The sequence below is a fragment of the Mycobacterium sp. SMC-18 genome, from assembly GCF_045310895.1.
Classification (GTDB): Bacteria; Actinomycetota; Actinomycetes; order Mycobacteriales; family Mycobacteriaceae; genus Mycobacterium.
In genome coordinates this window covers 97,794-112,192 of record NZ_JBJIAL010000003.1, presented here as the reverse complement: position 1 = coordinate 112,192, position 14,399 = coordinate 97,794, and the positions used below count along the sequence as shown (strand labels likewise).

Sequence of the window (14,399 nt, the reverse complement as noted above, 5' to 3'; positions counted from 1 at the left end):
TCAACTGCGTCGCGCCTGGCGGAACGGGATGTCACGGTCGGTCTCGGGTTCCTTCGCCAGCCCCAGCACGCGTTCGCCGATGATGGTGCGCTGAATCTGGTCGGTGCCGCCGCCGATGGAGGTGAAGAACGCGTTGAGGGACAGGAAGTTCACGTCGTCGGCCTCGGGGTTGTCGGGACCCGCCAACAGTGATTCGGTACCGATGATCTCGGTCTTCAGCGCGGCCTCCGAGTGCAGGATTCGCGACATCGCGAGCTTGCCCAGCGACATGATCGAACTCGACGTGCCTTGACTGGTGGACGCCTTGGCGCGAAGGTTGTTGAGCCGGTTGAGTTCCCGCAACGCCAGCACGTCCGCGAGGCGCTCGCGCAGGGCGGCGTCGTCGAGGCGGCCGTGCGCGCGAGCCAGTTCCACGAGGCTGTCGGCCTTGGACTTGTTGCGTGAGCCGCGGCCGCCGTCGCCCATGATGGAGCGTTCGTACGCCAGGGCGGTCTGCAGGACGCGCCAGCCGTTCCCTTCTCCGCCGATGAGATTCGCATGCGGCACGGTGGCATCGGAGATGAACACCTCGTTGAAATGCGCCTCACCGGTGATCTGGACCAGAGGCCGCACCTCGATGCCGGGCTGCCGCATCGGGATGATGAAGTAGCTCATGCCCTTGTGTTTGGGCGCATCCCAGTCGGTGCGTGCGATCAGCAGACCGTATTCGGACGTCGCCGCTCCGGAGGTCCACACCTTTTGGCCGTTGACCACCCAGCGGTCGCCGTCGCGCACCGCTGTGGTGCTCACCCCAGCCAGGTCCGATCCGGCGCCGGGCTCGCTGTAGAGCAGACAGGTACGGGCTGCGCCGGTCAGAAAGTCCCGTAGCAGTTCATGTTTCAGCTCGTCCGAGCCGAACGCGAACAAGGTGTTGGCGGGAATATTGTGCTTGTCCTGGCAGGCGCCGGGGGCCTTGACGGCGCGAAACTCCTGCTGGATCACCGCGGCGAGCTTGCTCGGGTAGCCGCGGCCGAACCAATCGGGTGGATAGGTGGGCACGGCGTAGCCTGCGTCGAGAACCTTTTCACGCCAGGCGATTTCCTCGGGTGAGCTCACCCAGGGATCGTCCGACGGAGGCAACGTGGTCCAGTTCTGCGCGAGCCAGTCACGAACCTCGGTGCGCAGCTCGTCTGCGGTGGTCGTCATCTCAGGCCCCCTTGGATGCCAGGTAGCGCTCACGATGGTCACGTGAACTGCCGAACAGTTGACGGCCGGTGCGTGCCCGGCGCAGGAACAGATGCGCGGGGTGCTCCCAGGTGAAGCCGATGCCGCCGTGCATCTGGATCGATTGCATGGCGGTGGTGTGATAGGCCTCCGCACAGGCGAATCCGGCCAGGGCGACGGGACCGTCGGCGCCCACCGGGTCGGCATCGAATTGCGCAGCGGCATGCTGTGCCGCCGAAGTGGCGGATTCGACTTCCAGCAGCAGGTCGGCCGCCATGTGCTTGATCGCCTGGAAGCTGCCGATGGGCCGCCCGAATTGGATCCGGGTCTTGAGGTATTCGACGGTGAGATCGAACAGGTGGCGGGCCCCGCCGACCTGCTCACCTGCGAGGGCGATCACCGTGAGGGACAACGCATTTTCGACAGCCGCCCAGCCGCCGGTGCCGATGCGACGGGCCGGGGTCTGGTCGAACGTATACGTCGACAGCCGGACTGTGGGGTCGAAAACCGTTGCGGCGGTGCGGTCGAAGCCGGGTGCGTTCGGGGCGACCTCGAAGATCGCGATGCCCTCGCCGGTCTTCGCGACGGCGAGGACGACATCGGCGATCTGCCCGTCGAGCACGTAGTGCGCCGAGCCTGTGAGTTGGTACCCGTCGCCGTGCCGGTCTCCCTGAATCGCAACACCATCTGGTGCCCACGTACCACGGGGCCCGGTGGCTGCCACGGTTGCGATCGAGGAACCTTCGGCCAACCCCGGCAAGAGCCGTGCCTTGTCGTTGTCGGTGCCGGCGGCCTGGATCAAGGCCGTGGCGAAGACCGCACTCGACAGGAACGGGGCGGGTAGCAACGCTGCACCCGTGACCTCGGCGACCGCCTCGAGCTCCTGTGCGCCCAGGCCGACGCCCCCGTGGTCCGGCTCTACGAGCAGGCCCGCCACACCCTGGGCGGCCAGCTTGTTCCAGAGGTCGCGATCGAATCCGGTGTCTGTGCTCATCACGCGGCGGACGTCGGCTTCGGTGCAATGTTCACTGAGCAGGTCCTTGACGGCCGCAGCGAGTTCGGCTCGTTCGGCCACGCTCATCGTCATGTGTTCACCCTTCTGCAGGTCCATGCACCGTCTCGGCTCCATGCAATGCTGTCGGCGCCCGCCTGTAAATCGCATTGTGCGACACCTATACGTTTCCTCATGCGACATCTGCGAGTCTTGAGGGCGGGCAGATGTCGCGAACGCTCATGTGCGGATTTCCGCGCTGGTCGTTTACAGTGCCGCCCGCATGCCGCCAAGGTGGAGGTATTCCGGAGCAGGTCCGGCGCCAGAAGAGGAAACGTCAGTGTCACTTGATCCCAGAACCCCGGTGCTCGTCGGCTACGGCCAGGTCAACCAGTACGACGAGAACCCGGCGGGCGAGCCTGTCGACCTGATGGAGGCCGCGGCCCGGGCAGCCGCTGACGCCCACGTCCTCGAGGCGGTCGACGCCGTCCGGATCGTCAACCTGCTGTCGGTGCGGTACCGGGACCCCGGCTTGCTGCTGGCGCAGCGCATCGGTGCGGCCGACGCCGTCACCCGGTACACCCCGATCGGTGGCAACGTGCCGCAGTCGCTGGTGAACCAGGCGTGCCTGGACATTCAGCAGGGCCGCAACGACGTGGTGCTGATCGCCGGCGGGGAAACCTGGCGTACCCGAATACGGTTGAAGGCGCGCGGCGAACGACTCACCGGCACCGAGCAGGACGAGTCGGTGCCACTCGCACCCAGTGACCCCGAATTCACCATGGCCGGGCCCGCAGAACTGCGGATCGGGCTGGTGGCGCCGTCGCACGTGTACCCGATGTTCGAGCAGGCGTTGCGGATCGCGGCGGGGGAGGGGATCGAGGAGCATCGGCGCCGGATCGGCGAGCTGTGGGCACGGTTCAGTCAAGTGGCAGAAGGCAATCCGCACGCCTGGAGTCGGGACGCGGTGTCTGCCGAGCAGATCTGGCAGCCCGGTCCGGACAACCGGATGATCAGCTGGCCGTACACCAAGCTGATGAACTCCAACAACATGGTCGACCAGGGTGCGGCGCTGATCCTGACCTCGGTGGGCAAGGCCGAAGAATTGCAGATTCCCAGGGACCGGTGGGTTTTCCCGCACGCCGGCACCGACGCCCACGACACCTATCTGATCGGGGAGCGGGCGAGCTTCTCCGGGTCGCCGGCGATCCGCATCGCGGGCCGTCGGGTGCTGGAGCTCACCGGGCTCGGCATCGATGACATCGATGCGGTCGACGTGTATTCCTGCTTCCCGTCGGCGGTGCAGGTCGCCGCCCGTGAATTGGGACTGGCCCTCGATGATCCGGCGCGTCCGTTGACGGTGACCGGTGGCCTGACCTTCGCCGGTGGGCCGTGGAACAACTATGTGTCGCATTCGATCGCCGCCATGGCGGAGCGGCTGGTGGCCAATCCTGGCCAGATCGGGCTCATCACCGCCAATGGTGGTTACCTGACCAAGCACAGTTTCGGCGTCTACAGCACCGAGCCGCCGGCACATGAATTCCGTTGGGAAGATGTGCAATCCGAGGTCGACGCCGAACCGACCGTGGTGGCCGAGGATGAATGGTCCGGAACCGGCACCGTGGAAACCTGGACCACGCCGGTCACCCGCGAGGGCGTTCCCGAAAAGGCCTTCGTGGCTGTCCGGACACCCAGCGGCAGCCGGGCGCTCGCCGTGATCACCGACCCGTCGCAGGCCGAGGCCAGCATCCGCGAGGACCTCGCGGGTGCAAAGGTCACCGTCGGCGCGGACGGCACCGCCGGGCTGGAGTAAGCCGACAGCGAACAACGGCCTGCCGCAGGGAATAGATCGGGTACCTCTGTCGCTGAACCTGTTCACTAGTGCCGACGGTGCCCGTCGCCGAGGTTGTGCGATCCCAAAAGCATTGTCGGAGTTCGTGAAGGGACACCGCGATGGCCACCAACTCTGCGTCAGTTGGCTTCCACCCCGCCGCGGCCGCGATGCACTGGTGGTCGGACAAGACCACCGCGTTCGTGACCCGGTTGCATCTCGCTGCGAAAGTCCGCCAGCCGGAGACTTTCCGTCACAAGGCATTCGAGCAGGCCGCCACCGAGCGCGAAATGTGGCGACTCTGAGTCGTTTCGCGTGACGACATGGCCCACATAGGTCATGCTGATTGCCGGTCCGTCGTCGTCGGGAGGTAACGGTGTCAGTGGCGTCGAACGTCGTCGTCGGCGTCAACGCGGTGTTCTTTGCGGGCATGGGCCTGCGGGCCCTGACCGCCCCGGCGGAGATGTTGCGGCCCTTCGGAATCACGTTGGGCGGCCCCGCATCTCGGGCAGAGGTACGGGCGGTCTACGGCGGTTTCGGGTTGGCCATCGCGGCGATCCTCGGATACGCCATCGCAGCTCCCGAGCAGGTCCGTACCGGCATCGTGGTCACCGTGAGCGTGGCGTTGCTCGGGATGGCATTCGGGCGCATCGTGTCCGCGGTCGCCGGTGACCGAACATCGTTCTACCCCAATTGGTTCTACGGCTTTGTCGAAGTTCTGCTCGCTGCATCGCTGTGGTGGGTCGGCTAGCGCCACCAAAGACAAATGTTCCCCGATACGCCGTTGTATCGGGGAACATTCCTGTTTGCTCCTGAAGAGCAAAACTAGGGGGCCATCGTCAGCCAGTCCGGGAAGCCCGACGGATCGTGGCGGCCGAGCGCGCCGTGCTCGAACAGGCCCCAGCCTTCGGCAGGCGGCTTGTTGCCCTCATGACACACCGCACGTCCGACGTGGTCGATGACGCCGAAGCCGGAGCGAGCGATGATCGCCGGATCGGTCATGTCGTAGGTGAGGCGCTCGGTGAACTTCTCGCCCTTCCACGTGCCGTGCAGCCAGTCGGCGTCACCGCCGTAGCCGCCGCCCACGTGGATCGGCACGGGCAGCTTGGATTCCACATCGAAGCGGACGGGCGTGCCGTCCAGCGCCGTCGCCTCGATGGTGGCCCCGGTGGGAATGCGGGTACCGGAGACGTAGTGGATCTTCACGCGCGGCCAGCCGAGCTGCTCGACGCGGCCGTCCTTCCAGACGCGGCTGCAGTCGTTGAGTGACCGGAAGCCGTCGGGGGCCTCTTGGATGATCATCACGAGCGAGAATTCCTCGAACGCCAGCGGTACGTACAGCCACCACATGCCCTCGAAAGGCGGGTCTGCCGGCCGGCCGGCGGGCTCGGCCTCGCCGACGGGACGGATGCCCCAGGACCGGTCACGCGAACCGATCCACGTGTCCGGGCTGACCTTGATGTCCTCGCCGTCGATGGCGAGGGTGCCGCTCCAGGAACCCAATTGCGCGAAGCGCTGCGCGTTCAGCGTGACGCGGTTGCCCTGGCGCATGATGTGCGGCTGCTCCTGCACGACGTCGAACAGGCCGTTCCATGTCAGGTCGGCGGCGATGCCCTCGGTCTCGTCGAGCACGATGCGCACCTGGTGCAGTGGGTCGGTGACCTCGATGCGGTAGCCGACGACGTGCTGATTCAGTCGGTCCTGGTCGATGGCATCGGAAAGGTGCACGGCGGTCTGGGTATCACCGCGGCGCACCAGGAAGTAGGCGTCCTTCACCCCGAGGTTGGGGTAGTAGCCCATGCCGGTGATGACGAAGATGTCGCCGGTGCGGTCGTGGGCGTTGAAGTAGCAGCGGTCGTAGAAGTTCCGGTCGCTGGACCCGGGCCACGCGATGGGCTGCGGGACCTGGTGGATCGGGTATTCGTCCATGGGGCCGAGCATCAGGCTGTTCCTTCCAGGAGCTTCTCCAGCAGCGACTTGTGGTAGAAGAGCGACTCGAGGTCGTCGGGCTGTTCCATCTCGCCGAAGTGCACGCGGCGGGCGCCGGTGCGCATGAACACGCAACACCACACGACGCCGGAGTAGATGTAGAACCAGCGCAGGTCACCGACCTCGACGCCGGTGAAGTTCTTGTAGGTTGCGCGAACGTCCTCTTCGCGCAGCACATCCGGCAGGCCGGGCAGCCCGGCCAGGCCACCGAGCTCTTGGAACACCTTGTGCGCGAAGATGATCCACGAGACGTCGAACTCACGCGGGCCGACAGTGGCCATCTCCCAGTCCAGGACCGCGGAGGGGCGGAAGTCCTGGTACATCACGTTGCCGATGCGCGAATCACCCCACACGAGAACCGATTCGGATGCCGCGACGTCCTCGGGGAAGTTCTCCTCCAGCCAGACGAGGGCACGCTCGACCAGCGGTGAGCGGCCCAGGCCCGACGCTGCGAACTGGTACCACTCCTTGAGCCAGCCGAAGTGCCGGCGCAGCGCAGTGTCGCCCGGCGGGTCGATTTCCTGGAGAAAGCCGAAGGTCTTTTCCGCGTCGGGGATCGAGTGCAGCTTGGCGATGGCCTCCACGGTGCTGTCCTGCAGCGTGCGTTGCTGCTCCGGGGTGGCGTCGGCGAACCAGTTGCCGCCGAATGTATACGGCATGACGTCCGGCGGCACCACGCCGTCGACGCAGTCCATCAGGAAGAACGGCGAGCCGAGCACCTCGCCGGTGTTCTCCAGCCAGCGGACGCGGGGGACCGGGACGTCGGTGAGTTCGGCGGCCAGGCGCATGACGTCGAACTGGTGGTCCAGTCGGTAGGACGAGAAGACGGGGACGTCCTCGGTGGTCGGCGCGACCCGGACGACCCACTTCTGCTCCACCGGCGTGCCGCCCTCGGTCCACCGGCCGGTGATGATGATTGTCTCGGAAGACATTCCGTTCGAGTCGACGCCGCTCTCGACGGTGATCTCGGGCTTGATGCCGCCTTCCATCACGGTGGACAGCCACTGTGACAGGATGTCCGGAACTGTTGTCACGTCACGGCTGGAGCGCTGAATATGGTCGACGTTCGTCTCGACCGTGACGGAGCTGTCCGCCGGTTGGTTCGGCACTGAACCTTCCTTCCCGAGATAATTACGATACGATGCGTAGCGTTATGAAATCAGACCTGCAAGCGGTTGACAAGCCCTCTGGCGCCGGTCGGCCACGCGATCCCCGGATCGACGCCGCGGTGTTGACCGCTGCCGCCGAACTGCTGCCCGAAGTCGGCTACGCCAATCTGACGATGGCGGCCATCGCCGAACGTGCGGGAACGACGAAGACGGCGCTGTACCGCCGCTGGTCGAGCAAGGCCGAGTTGGTGCATGAAGCGGCGTTCCCCACGACGCCGACCGCGCTGTCGACCCCGGAAGGGGACATCGTCGGCGACATCCGCGCCATGATCGCCGCAGCGCGCGACGTGTTCACCAGCCCGGCCGTGCGGGCTGCGCTTCCGGGACTCATGGCGGACATGAGCGCCGACGAGGAGCTCAACGCGCGGGTCGTCGCACGCTTCCATGGGCTGTTCGACGTGGTGCGGGTGCGGCTCGAGCATGGCATCGAGCGCGGCGAGGTCCAGGCCGACGTCAAGCCTGAACGGCTCATCGAGATCATCGGTGGCGCAACGATGCTGCGGATGTTGCTGCATCCCGAGAGTGAACTCGACGAGCTGTGGGTCGACGAGACGGCGACCATTGTCACGCATGGAGTGATCAGCGGGGCTTGACGGTCTCGCCGGAAGCTCTTGGGCGCCAGCGCCTTTGAATCAGCATGGGACCTGATCACGGTGTTGCCGAGTGCGGTTCTGAACCTCGTCATCCGCGTGCTCTCGGGCTGGCGCGAGCGAATGGCCGTTGGGCATCCGCCACGGCGACGAGCTCGAACACTTCCGCAACCAGGCTACTTGGTTAGCCGTGTCGCGACGGTGCGTCGCCTACGATTGCTGATGTGCCGGATATGGATCGTCGCAAGATCATGATGATGGTTGGCCTCGGCGCGGTTACCACCGTGCTGGGATCCCCGAGGGCTGACGCCGACCCGTTGCCCGTTGCCCCAGGTCCGGGGACTGGCCCGGGGGCCGCGCCTGCTGCGCCTGCCGGCTCAGCGGCAGGCCCGGCAATGCTGTTCCGGGACGAATTCAACGGCCCCGCGGGTGCCCCGCCGGACCCGGCGTGGTGGTTCATCGTGCCTGAGCGCGAGGTCATCCGAAACCCCGTCGAATGGGACCAGCCGTACAACATGGGCCGGTACGTGACCGATCAGGAGCACGTGTTCCAGGACGGCAAGGGCAACCTCGTCATCCGGGCCACCCGTGGTCCCGGCGCGAACATCCGGGAGCGTTACGCGAGCGCCAAGGTCGTCGGCAACTGGCGCGGAGGGGTCGGCACCACCTGGGAGGCGCGGATCAAACTGAACTGCCTCACGGACGGCGCCTGGCCGGCCTTCTGGCTGCTCAATGACGATCCGGTCCGCGGCGGCGAGGTCGACCTGGTCGAGTGGTACGGCAACCGGGACTGGCCATCGGGGACGACGGTGCACGCCCGGTTGGACGGCACGTCGTTCGCCACCGACCCGCATCCGATCGACAGCGGGTGGCATACCTGGCGGATGACCTGGCAGCCGACCGGAATGTACTTCTGGAAGGACTACGCGCCGGGGCAAGAGCCGTTCTTCGCGGTGCCGGCCAATTCGTTGGACGACTGGCCCTTCAACGATCCGGGGTACACCTTGGCCCCGGTGTTCAACCTGGCCATCGGTGGGTCCGGCGGTCGCGAGCCTGCCGGCGGCAATTACCCCGCCGAGATGCTGATCGACTGGATCCGCGTCTTCTGATCAACGGTCCGGCGGTGGCCGGGGTCCGGACCGTGCGCCGTCGGCGTGATCGGCTCGATCCGGGTGCCTTGGTGATGCCGAGCGGTGCTGCCGCCTAGTTGGTCGACAGCGCCCGCGACGGACGCCAGGCCGCAAATCCGACGACGAGCCCGAGGAACGGGATCGCGGCCAGAACCGTGCTGAGCGTCGCGCTGCCACCGGTGACGAGCGTGAAGTTCGACAGCACCAGCCACAGGCTGCCCAGCAGACCGAGCACGGCCAACGCCGGAGCGATGCGCGTCGTCCACAACCCGTCCATCCCCAGCTCTCGGTTACGCAGGAAGAACACCAGCACTGCCACCGAAGTGGTCAGCATCAGTAGGACCATGCCGACCGTTGCGACCCCGGCCATCGAGCCGAACACCCCGACCAGCGGATCGATGCCGAGGATCGCCAGTACGGCGACAATCATTGCGGCGGTGGCGGTTTGCACCAGCGAAGAGAACGACGGTGATTCGTGGTCGTCGTGCACCGTGGCCAGCCGAGCGGGCAGCAGGCCCTTGCCGGCCAACACGAACTGATAGCGCGCGATCACGTTGTGGAAGGACAGCACGCAGGCGAAAAGGCTGCTCAGCAGGAGGACGTTGACGATGTCGCGGCCCACGATGCCCAGCATGTCGCCAGTGGTGTCCAGCAGCATATTGCCCTCGCCGGCAAGGGTTTTCCGCGCCACAGTCGCGACCTGATCCGGACCGACGGCCACCACGAACGCCCACACCGTGATGGCGTAGAACGCGCCGATAATGATCACCGCGGCGTAGGTGGCGCGCGGGATGGTCTGCTCGGGATCACGGGCTTCATCGCGGAACACGGCGGTGGCCTCGAACCCGATGAACCCGGTGAGGGCGAACAGAATGGCGATGCCAATGGTGCCCTGAGTGAAGGTGGCGGGTGCGAAGGAGGTGAAGGTGACACCGGCCGGGCCGGGTTTGGCGACCATCACCGCGTCCAGCACGACGACGATGCCGATCTCAAGGGCCAACGCCACGCCCAGGACCTTGGCGCTCAGCTCGATGTGCCGGTAGCCGAGCACTGCGACGATTGCCGGCACGATGAATGAGTAGACGGGCCAAGGGATTACCGGGCCGTGGTAGTGGGCGACGGTGTCGGAGATCGCCCATCCGATGTAGCCGTAGATGCCGATCTGGATGGCGGTGTAGGCGATCAGTGCGACGACCGCGATGCCCTTGCCCATGCGCTCGCCCAGGCCGACGGTCACATAGGAGAAGAACGCCCCGGCCTCGGGAACGTGTGGCGTCATGGTCACGAAGCCGACGCTGAAGACCAGTAGCACCAGGGCGGCGATCACGAATCCCACCGGGGCGCCGGCGCCGTTGCCCAGGCCCATAGCCAACGGCATGTTGCCGCCGATCACGGTCAGCGGGGCGGCAGCCGCGACCACCATGAAGACGATGCCGACGGGGCCCAGGCGCCCGGAAAGCCGCCGCCCCTGCGTCTCGGCCGATGCAGTGGTCATGAAATCTCCTCGGGTGCAGGGGTATTGGGGTCCAACGCGTGGCGCAGCAGATCGTGGTCGATGGCGTGGGCAGTGAAACCGTTGTGTCCGGTCAGGGTGGTGGCGGCGACCATCGCGTTGACGATCGCCTCCTCAGTCGCCTCGATGGTGAGGTCGAACAGCCGGGTCATCAGTTGCGGTGCGACCATCCGCAGGGCCACTTCCGGGTGTGCGGTGGAGGCGTCCTCATCCCATGCATATGGTGGGATGCCGCGGTTACCTGTCGAGAATGCGAGCATCAGGTCACCGCTGTACTGCTCGCCGGTGCCGCCGAGACGGCCCACCGCCAGCGCCGAGCGCTGCGCCAGTCGGGTGCACTGATGGGGGAGTAGCGGGGCATCGGTGGCGATGATGACGATGATCGAGCCCGATCCCGGGGCGTACTGCTTGGGCAGGTCCGGCAGCGGCACCTGGCTGGGTCCGATGAGTTCGCCGACCGGCACGCCGTTGATCCGGAGTCGTTCCCGCCGGCCGTGATTGGCCTGGACGAGTACGCCGACGGTGTACTGCCCGACGGCTGTCTCGGTGCGGCGCGATGCGGTACCGATGCCACCTTTGAAGCCGTGACAGATCATCCCGGTGCCGCCGCCCACGTTGCCCTCGGCGGGCGGTGCCGTGGACGCCGCCTCGAGCGCTTGGCGGGCGTGCTCGGGACGGACGTGAAAGCCGTTGATGTCGTTGAGGAGTCCATCGTATGTTTCGCCCACGACTGGCAGTGACCAGTAGAGGCCGGCGCCGCGGGCGCGGACCTGGGCGGCCACCAGTTCGTCGCGCACGACGCCGACGCTGTGGGTGTTGGTCAGTCCGATCGCGCTCGTGAGCTCGCCGGATTCGCGGATCCACTCCAGCCCGGTGAGTTCGCCGCTGCCGTTGAGGCGGTGTGAACCGGCGAACACCGGCTCGGTCCAGATGCCGTCATGCGGAACGACGACCGTGACGCCGGTGTTGACGCCGCCGTCCTGCAGCGTGGTGTGCCCGACCCGCACGCCCTCGACGTCGGTGATGGCGTTGGCCGGGCCAGTGGGGTGCTCCCCGATGACCACGCCGAGATCTCTGGCACGCATTGCTTCTCCCGAGTTTTTTTCCAGATTGGAAAAGAACTATGCGCCCGCGTGCCACGTCTCGCAAGAGAACGGGCAAGATTGGTGCCATGGCCCGGCCCAACAAGCAGGAGGAGCGGCGTCGCGAGATCATGGACGCCGCGATCGCACTGATCGAGCGACACGACTTGGCCACCCTCAAGCTGGCCGACGTCGCCGAGGAACTGGGGCTCACCACCAACGCGGTGCGGTACTACTTCAAGGACATGACGCAGTTGCTCTCCGAGCTGGCGCTGCGTTCCGACGTGCGGTTCTACGATGCGCGGCTTGAGTTGCAGCGGTCATCGGCCGACGCCCGCGAGCAGCTGGTGATGACGATGGCTGCCGGCCTGCCCACCGGGCCCGAGGACGCCGAGTGGCGTGCGATCTGGCGGGCCGTGCTGTCGGCCGGCTTCGAGCTTGACCAGCGCAGCGACGTGCAGGGCATTTATCACCGGCAGGTCGGCCTGTACGCCGATCTGCTGTCGGGCGGCCAGGAGAGCGGCGTGTTCCGGTTGCTGCACCCGGCGCGCGATATCGCCATGACCTTGATGTCGATGGAGGACTACTTCGGCTACCGGATCGCCGCACGCGATCCGGACCTGAGCCGGCCGACGGCGCTGCGGCTGATGCGCCAGTATGCGGAGCTTGTGGTCGGAGTGCCGCTTCCTGAGATCGACTGAGCTGCAGGCGGATTACTGATTGGCGAACTGCTCATCCGGCCGGCTCCTTCGTTACCACGACGGGTTCAAGGCAACCGATTCGCCGGGATTCCATCCGCTTAGTTTCAACCGCTTAGGGAGGCCAGGGGTGGTCAGGATCATCGTCTTCGGCAGGCAGTGCGAATGCCGTTCGCCGGTAATGGTTTTCCAGGCTGCGCCATTCGCTCGTGCTGTGCGTTTTGCCGATCTATCAACAGTCACTCCTGTCCACGGCTAGGAGTCAAGGAGCCCGCAGGTGTAGACGATCGCGACGGAGGAAGGGTCGAGCAGGTCCTGCCCAAGCAGCCCGGTGAATCCGTCGTCAATAACACGCTGGGCCAGCGCGGCGCGGGTGGCGTACCAGCATGTGGGGCACAGCCGGCCCAGCACAGCCTCAGTGGGGCCGTCGCCGTTGACGAGGGTGTCACGGTCTGCGGCCACAGTCACCGAGTTGGCAACCAGAACAGCCAATTTCGCGCAGAGCAGTTCGCGCATTGCCGCCGCTGTCCGGGAGAGATCAGCAACGGCGGGTGGGCCGAGATCGTTTCATTCGCCGCGCGCGATGCGCGCCAGACAGTTCTGGCCGCCGCTGAGGGTGGCGCTGCGGCCTAGGGGTAGGGCGATCCATCCGGTTGCTAGTCATCGAATTCGTACCCTGCTGCCGTGGCGGTGGTGATGAGCGCGGCGATGGCATCGGAGTCGGTCACCGCGGGACGCATCAGGTCGGCCAGTGCCAGCAGCTGGTCACGGTCACCGTAGGCGGCGAATGTTCCTGCCTCTGGGTCGAATTCGAACGCATCTGACAGATCTGGGCGGTGGCTGCTGATCAGGTATTCGGCCACTCCAGTCCAGAAGTCGCCGTTGGGTGTATGGCCGTGCTCTTCCACGGCCGCGTCGACGGTCAGATCACCCGTGCTCAGCAGCAGCGCGACGGATGCAGGGTCTTCGTCGTCGAGGAAGAATGGGTTCACCTGTGAAACCTCTGATTCTCGTTGTGTGGGTTTACGGTTCGCCGCTGATGCGGGCGGCGAGTTCGCGCTTGAACGCTCTCTGGTAGTACGGGTTCACGTCGTCGCGGTCCAGCTGGAGCATCTGGTTGACCTGGTAGCCGAGCTTGTCGGTGCGCAGATCCGCATCGATCACCTCCAAAGTGGGGTGCCCCGCCAACACGGTGAAATCGTCGGGTTGCAGGGCGTCGCTTTGTACCCGCAGGTACCGCAGGGCAGGGGCGTGTGCGATCGGGGTGAGGTCATCGAGGCCTTTGAGTTTGGCGACTTCCACGACCATCAGATCATTGAGTGCGCCCAGATCGGGCAGTGCCCCAACGGGCAGGCTTTCCAGCCACAGGGTCACCAGGGACGTGCAGCCCCCGATCGGGGTCAAGTCGGTGACCTTCGTGCGATACATGTCCAGCGAGATGAGATGCGGCAGCCGGGTCAGGGCAGACAGGTCGTTGAGCCGCCCCATGGTGAAGTACACCAATCTTAACTGTGTTGACCCGGTGAGGAATTCAAGGTCGTCGCGCTTGGCGCTGGTCAAGCTCGCTGAGCGCAGACCAGGAATCTGGCCGAGGACATCAAGCTCCCGTGAGTGATCAGTGATCGACACACTCCGAAGCGCAGGTAGTTCGGTCAGCACCTCCAGCGATACCCGCCGCTTCGTCGGTCCCAGGTCCAGCGATTCCAACTGTCGTAGATGTCGCAAGCCCTCCACCGACTGGAGCGACATGCACTCCACCGTCAGATCGGTGAGCCATCCGAACTCGGCGAGAAAATCCAGGTCACGCAAGCCTTCGCCGAAGATATTGACGAATAACCCCAGATGCGGGTGCCGGGACATGTACTGCGCCAACAGCTGCCAGTCAGCGGCCGACGAGGCGTCGCCGGTATCTCGGATGATGATCCTGCGGAAATCCGGACGTTCGGGCAACTGATCCGTGGTCACCGGGCTCCACACAGTATGGGCAACCGGCGGCCGCGCCTTCGGGACTGCCGGACGTTGATCGGTACTCATCTCATTTCCCCGTCGTCGTGAGTTTCCCCGGTCGGCGATGCTACCGCCGACCGGGGAACGATCGCCGCTCTCGTTTGCCCTACGGATGGTTATGGTGCGACTTGCTCTTACGCCGTTTCGGCTTCTGTCTGCCCTTCGAGCTGCCTTCCTTATGGCCGGATGCCGACGA

The 14,399-nt window shown here is 65.8% G+C and carries 15 protein-coding genes; 7 read left to right on the top strand and 8 right to left on the bottom strand.

The features are described 5' to 3' along the window. Both ACJH6J_RS03675 and ACJH6J_RS03670 read right to left on the bottom strand, forming a co-directional pair. The gene (locus ACJH6J_RS03675) at positions 1–1,185 is read right to left on the bottom strand and encodes an acyl-CoA dehydrogenase family protein (protein WP_346416847.1); all 1,185 of its coding nucleotides are present in this window, start codon (positions 1,183–1,185) and stop codon (positions 1–3) included. A gap of 1 nt (position 1,186) precedes the next feature. Continuing rightward, complete coding sequence (locus ACJH6J_RS03670) at positions 1,187–2,290, bottom strand: acyl-CoA dehydrogenase family protein (protein ID WP_346416846.1); 1,104 nt, start codon at positions 2,288–2,290, stop codon at positions 1,187–1,189. Positions 2,291–2,534: 244 nt separating this feature from the next. Here ACJH6J_RS03670 and ACJH6J_RS03665 point away from each other — a divergent pair, with 244 nt between their 5' ends. The 4 genes from ACJH6J_RS03665 (at position 2,535) to ACJH6J_RS03650 (ending at position 5,294) form a co-directional block, all read left to right on the top strand. Next, complete coding sequence (locus ACJH6J_RS03665; RefSeq protein ID WP_346416845.1) at positions 2,535–4,007, top strand: acetyl-CoA acetyltransferase; 1,473 nt, start codon at positions 2,535–2,537, stop codon at positions 4,005–4,007. Between the two features lie 140 nt (positions 4,008–4,147). Further along, positions 4,148–4,330, top strand: coding sequence for a hypothetical protein (locus tag ACJH6J_RS03660; protein WP_212806465.1), 183 nt, complete (start codon positions 4,148–4,150; stop codon positions 4,328–4,330). A 77-nt stretch (positions 4,331–4,407) separates the two neighbouring features. Beyond that, complete coding sequence (locus tag ACJH6J_RS03655; protein ID WP_346416877.1) at positions 4,408–4,776, top strand: DUF4345 domain-containing protein; 369 nt, start codon at positions 4,408–4,410, stop codon at positions 4,774–4,776. 179 nt (positions 4,777–4,955) lie between these two features. Continuing rightward, the gene (locus tag ACJH6J_RS03650; protein WP_406783845.1) at positions 4,956–5,294 is read left to right on the top strand and encodes a DUF1589 domain-containing protein; all 339 of its coding nucleotides are present in this window, start codon (positions 4,956–4,958) and stop codon (positions 5,292–5,294) included. A gap of 671 nt (positions 5,295–5,965) precedes the next feature. Here the strand turns inward: ACJH6J_RS03650 and ACJH6J_RS03645 are convergent. Then, a complete protein-coding gene (locus ACJH6J_RS03645) occupies positions 5,966–7,123 on the bottom strand; it encodes a phosphotransferase family protein (protein ID WP_212806464.1) in 1,158 nt (385 codons plus the stop codon). 44 nt (positions 7,124–7,167) lie between these two features. Between ACJH6J_RS03645 and ACJH6J_RS03640 the strand changes: the two genes are divergently transcribed. Further along, complete coding sequence (locus ACJH6J_RS03640) at positions 7,168–7,776, top strand: TetR/AcrR family transcriptional regulator (protein WP_212806463.1); 609 nt, start codon at positions 7,168–7,170, stop codon at positions 7,774–7,776. Positions 7,777–8,006: 230 nt separating this feature from the next. Beyond that, on the top strand, positions 8,007–8,882 hold the full coding sequence (locus tag ACJH6J_RS03635) for a glycoside hydrolase family 16 protein (RefSeq protein WP_346416876.1): 876 nt from the start codon (positions 8,007–8,009) through the stop codon (positions 8,880–8,882). A gap of 94 nt (positions 8,883–8,976) precedes the next feature. On the opposite strand, the gene ACJH6J_RS03630 is transcribed toward ACJH6J_RS03635, so the two are convergent. Next, on the bottom strand, positions 8,977–10,398 hold the full coding sequence (locus tag ACJH6J_RS03630; protein ID WP_346416844.1) for an APC family permease: 1,422 nt from the start codon (positions 10,396–10,398) through the stop codon (positions 8,977–8,979). Further along, positions 10,395–11,501 (bottom strand): P1 family peptidase, encoded by a 1,107-nt coding sequence (locus tag ACJH6J_RS03625; protein ID WP_212806461.1) that lies wholly within the window; start codon positions 11,499–11,501, stop codon positions 10,395–10,397. The genes ACJH6J_RS03630 and ACJH6J_RS03625 overlap by 4 nt, the downstream gene beginning before the upstream one ends. Positions 11,502–11,587: 86 nt before the next feature. Here ACJH6J_RS03625 and ACJH6J_RS03620 point away from each other — a divergent pair, with 86 nt between their 5' ends. Beyond that, entirely contained in the window at positions 11,588–12,199 is a 612-nt protein-coding gene (locus tag ACJH6J_RS03620) for a TetR/AcrR family transcriptional regulator (protein ID WP_212806460.1), read from the top strand. 252 nt (positions 12,200–12,451) lie between these two features. Here the strand turns inward: ACJH6J_RS03620 and ACJH6J_RS03615 are convergent, their stop codons facing one another. From ACJH6J_RS03615 to ACJH6J_RS03605, 3 genes are all read right to left on the bottom strand, one after another. Beyond that, positions 12,452–12,712, bottom strand: a complete 261-nt coding sequence (locus tag ACJH6J_RS03615) for a hypothetical protein (protein ID WP_406774189.1) — start codon at positions 12,710–12,712, stop codon at positions 12,452–12,454. A gap of 140 nt (positions 12,713–12,852) precedes the next feature. After that, complete coding sequence (locus tag ACJH6J_RS03610) at positions 12,853–13,188, bottom strand: Imm51 family immunity protein (RefSeq protein WP_212806458.1); 336 nt, start codon at positions 13,186–13,188, stop codon at positions 12,853–12,855. 31 nt (positions 13,189–13,219) lie between these two features. Then, complete coding sequence (locus ACJH6J_RS03605) at positions 13,220–14,161, bottom strand: hypothetical protein (protein WP_212806457.1); 942 nt, start codon at positions 14,159–14,161, stop codon at positions 13,220–13,222. Between the last annotated feature and the right edge of the window lie 238 nt (positions 14,162–14,399).

Coding starts and splice junctions, on each gene's coding strand:
- ACJH6J_RS03620 (WP_212806460.1), top strand. CDS start 11,588: ATGGCCCGGCCCAACAAGCAGGAGGAGCGGCGTCGCGAGATCATGGAC.
- ACJH6J_RS03630 (WP_346416844.1), bottom strand. CDS start 10,398: ATGACCACTGCATCGGCCGAGACGCAGGGGCGGCGGCTTTCCGGGCGC.
- ACJH6J_RS03625 (WP_212806461.1), bottom strand. CDS start 11,501: ATGCGTGCCAGAGATCTCGGCGTGGTCATCGGGGAGCACCCCACTGGC.
- ACJH6J_RS03675 (WP_346416847.1), bottom strand. CDS start 1,185: ATGACGACCACCGCAGACGAGCTGCGCACCGAGGTTCGTGACTGGCTC.
- ACJH6J_RS03670 (WP_346416846.1), bottom strand. CDS start 2,290: ATGACGATGAGCGTGGCCGAACGAGCCGAACTCGCTGCGGCCGTCAAG.
- ACJH6J_RS03660 (WP_212806465.1), top strand. CDS start 4,148: ATGGCCACCAACTCTGCGTCAGTTGGCTTCCACCCCGCCGCGGCCGCG.
- ACJH6J_RS03640 (WP_212806463.1), top strand. CDS start 7,168: ATGAAATCAGACCTGCAAGCGGTTGACAAGCCCTCTGGCGCCGGTCGG.
- ACJH6J_RS03635 (WP_346416876.1), top strand. CDS start 8,007: ATGGATCGTCGCAAGATCATGATGATGGTTGGCCTCGGCGCGGTTACC.
- ACJH6J_RS03615 (WP_406774189.1), bottom strand. CDS start 12,712: ATGCGCGAACTGCTCTGCGCGAAATTGGCTGTTCTGGTTGCCAACTCG.
- ACJH6J_RS03650 (WP_406783845.1), top strand. CDS start 4,956: ATGACACACCGCACGTCCGACGTGGTCGATGACGCCGAAGCCGGAGCG.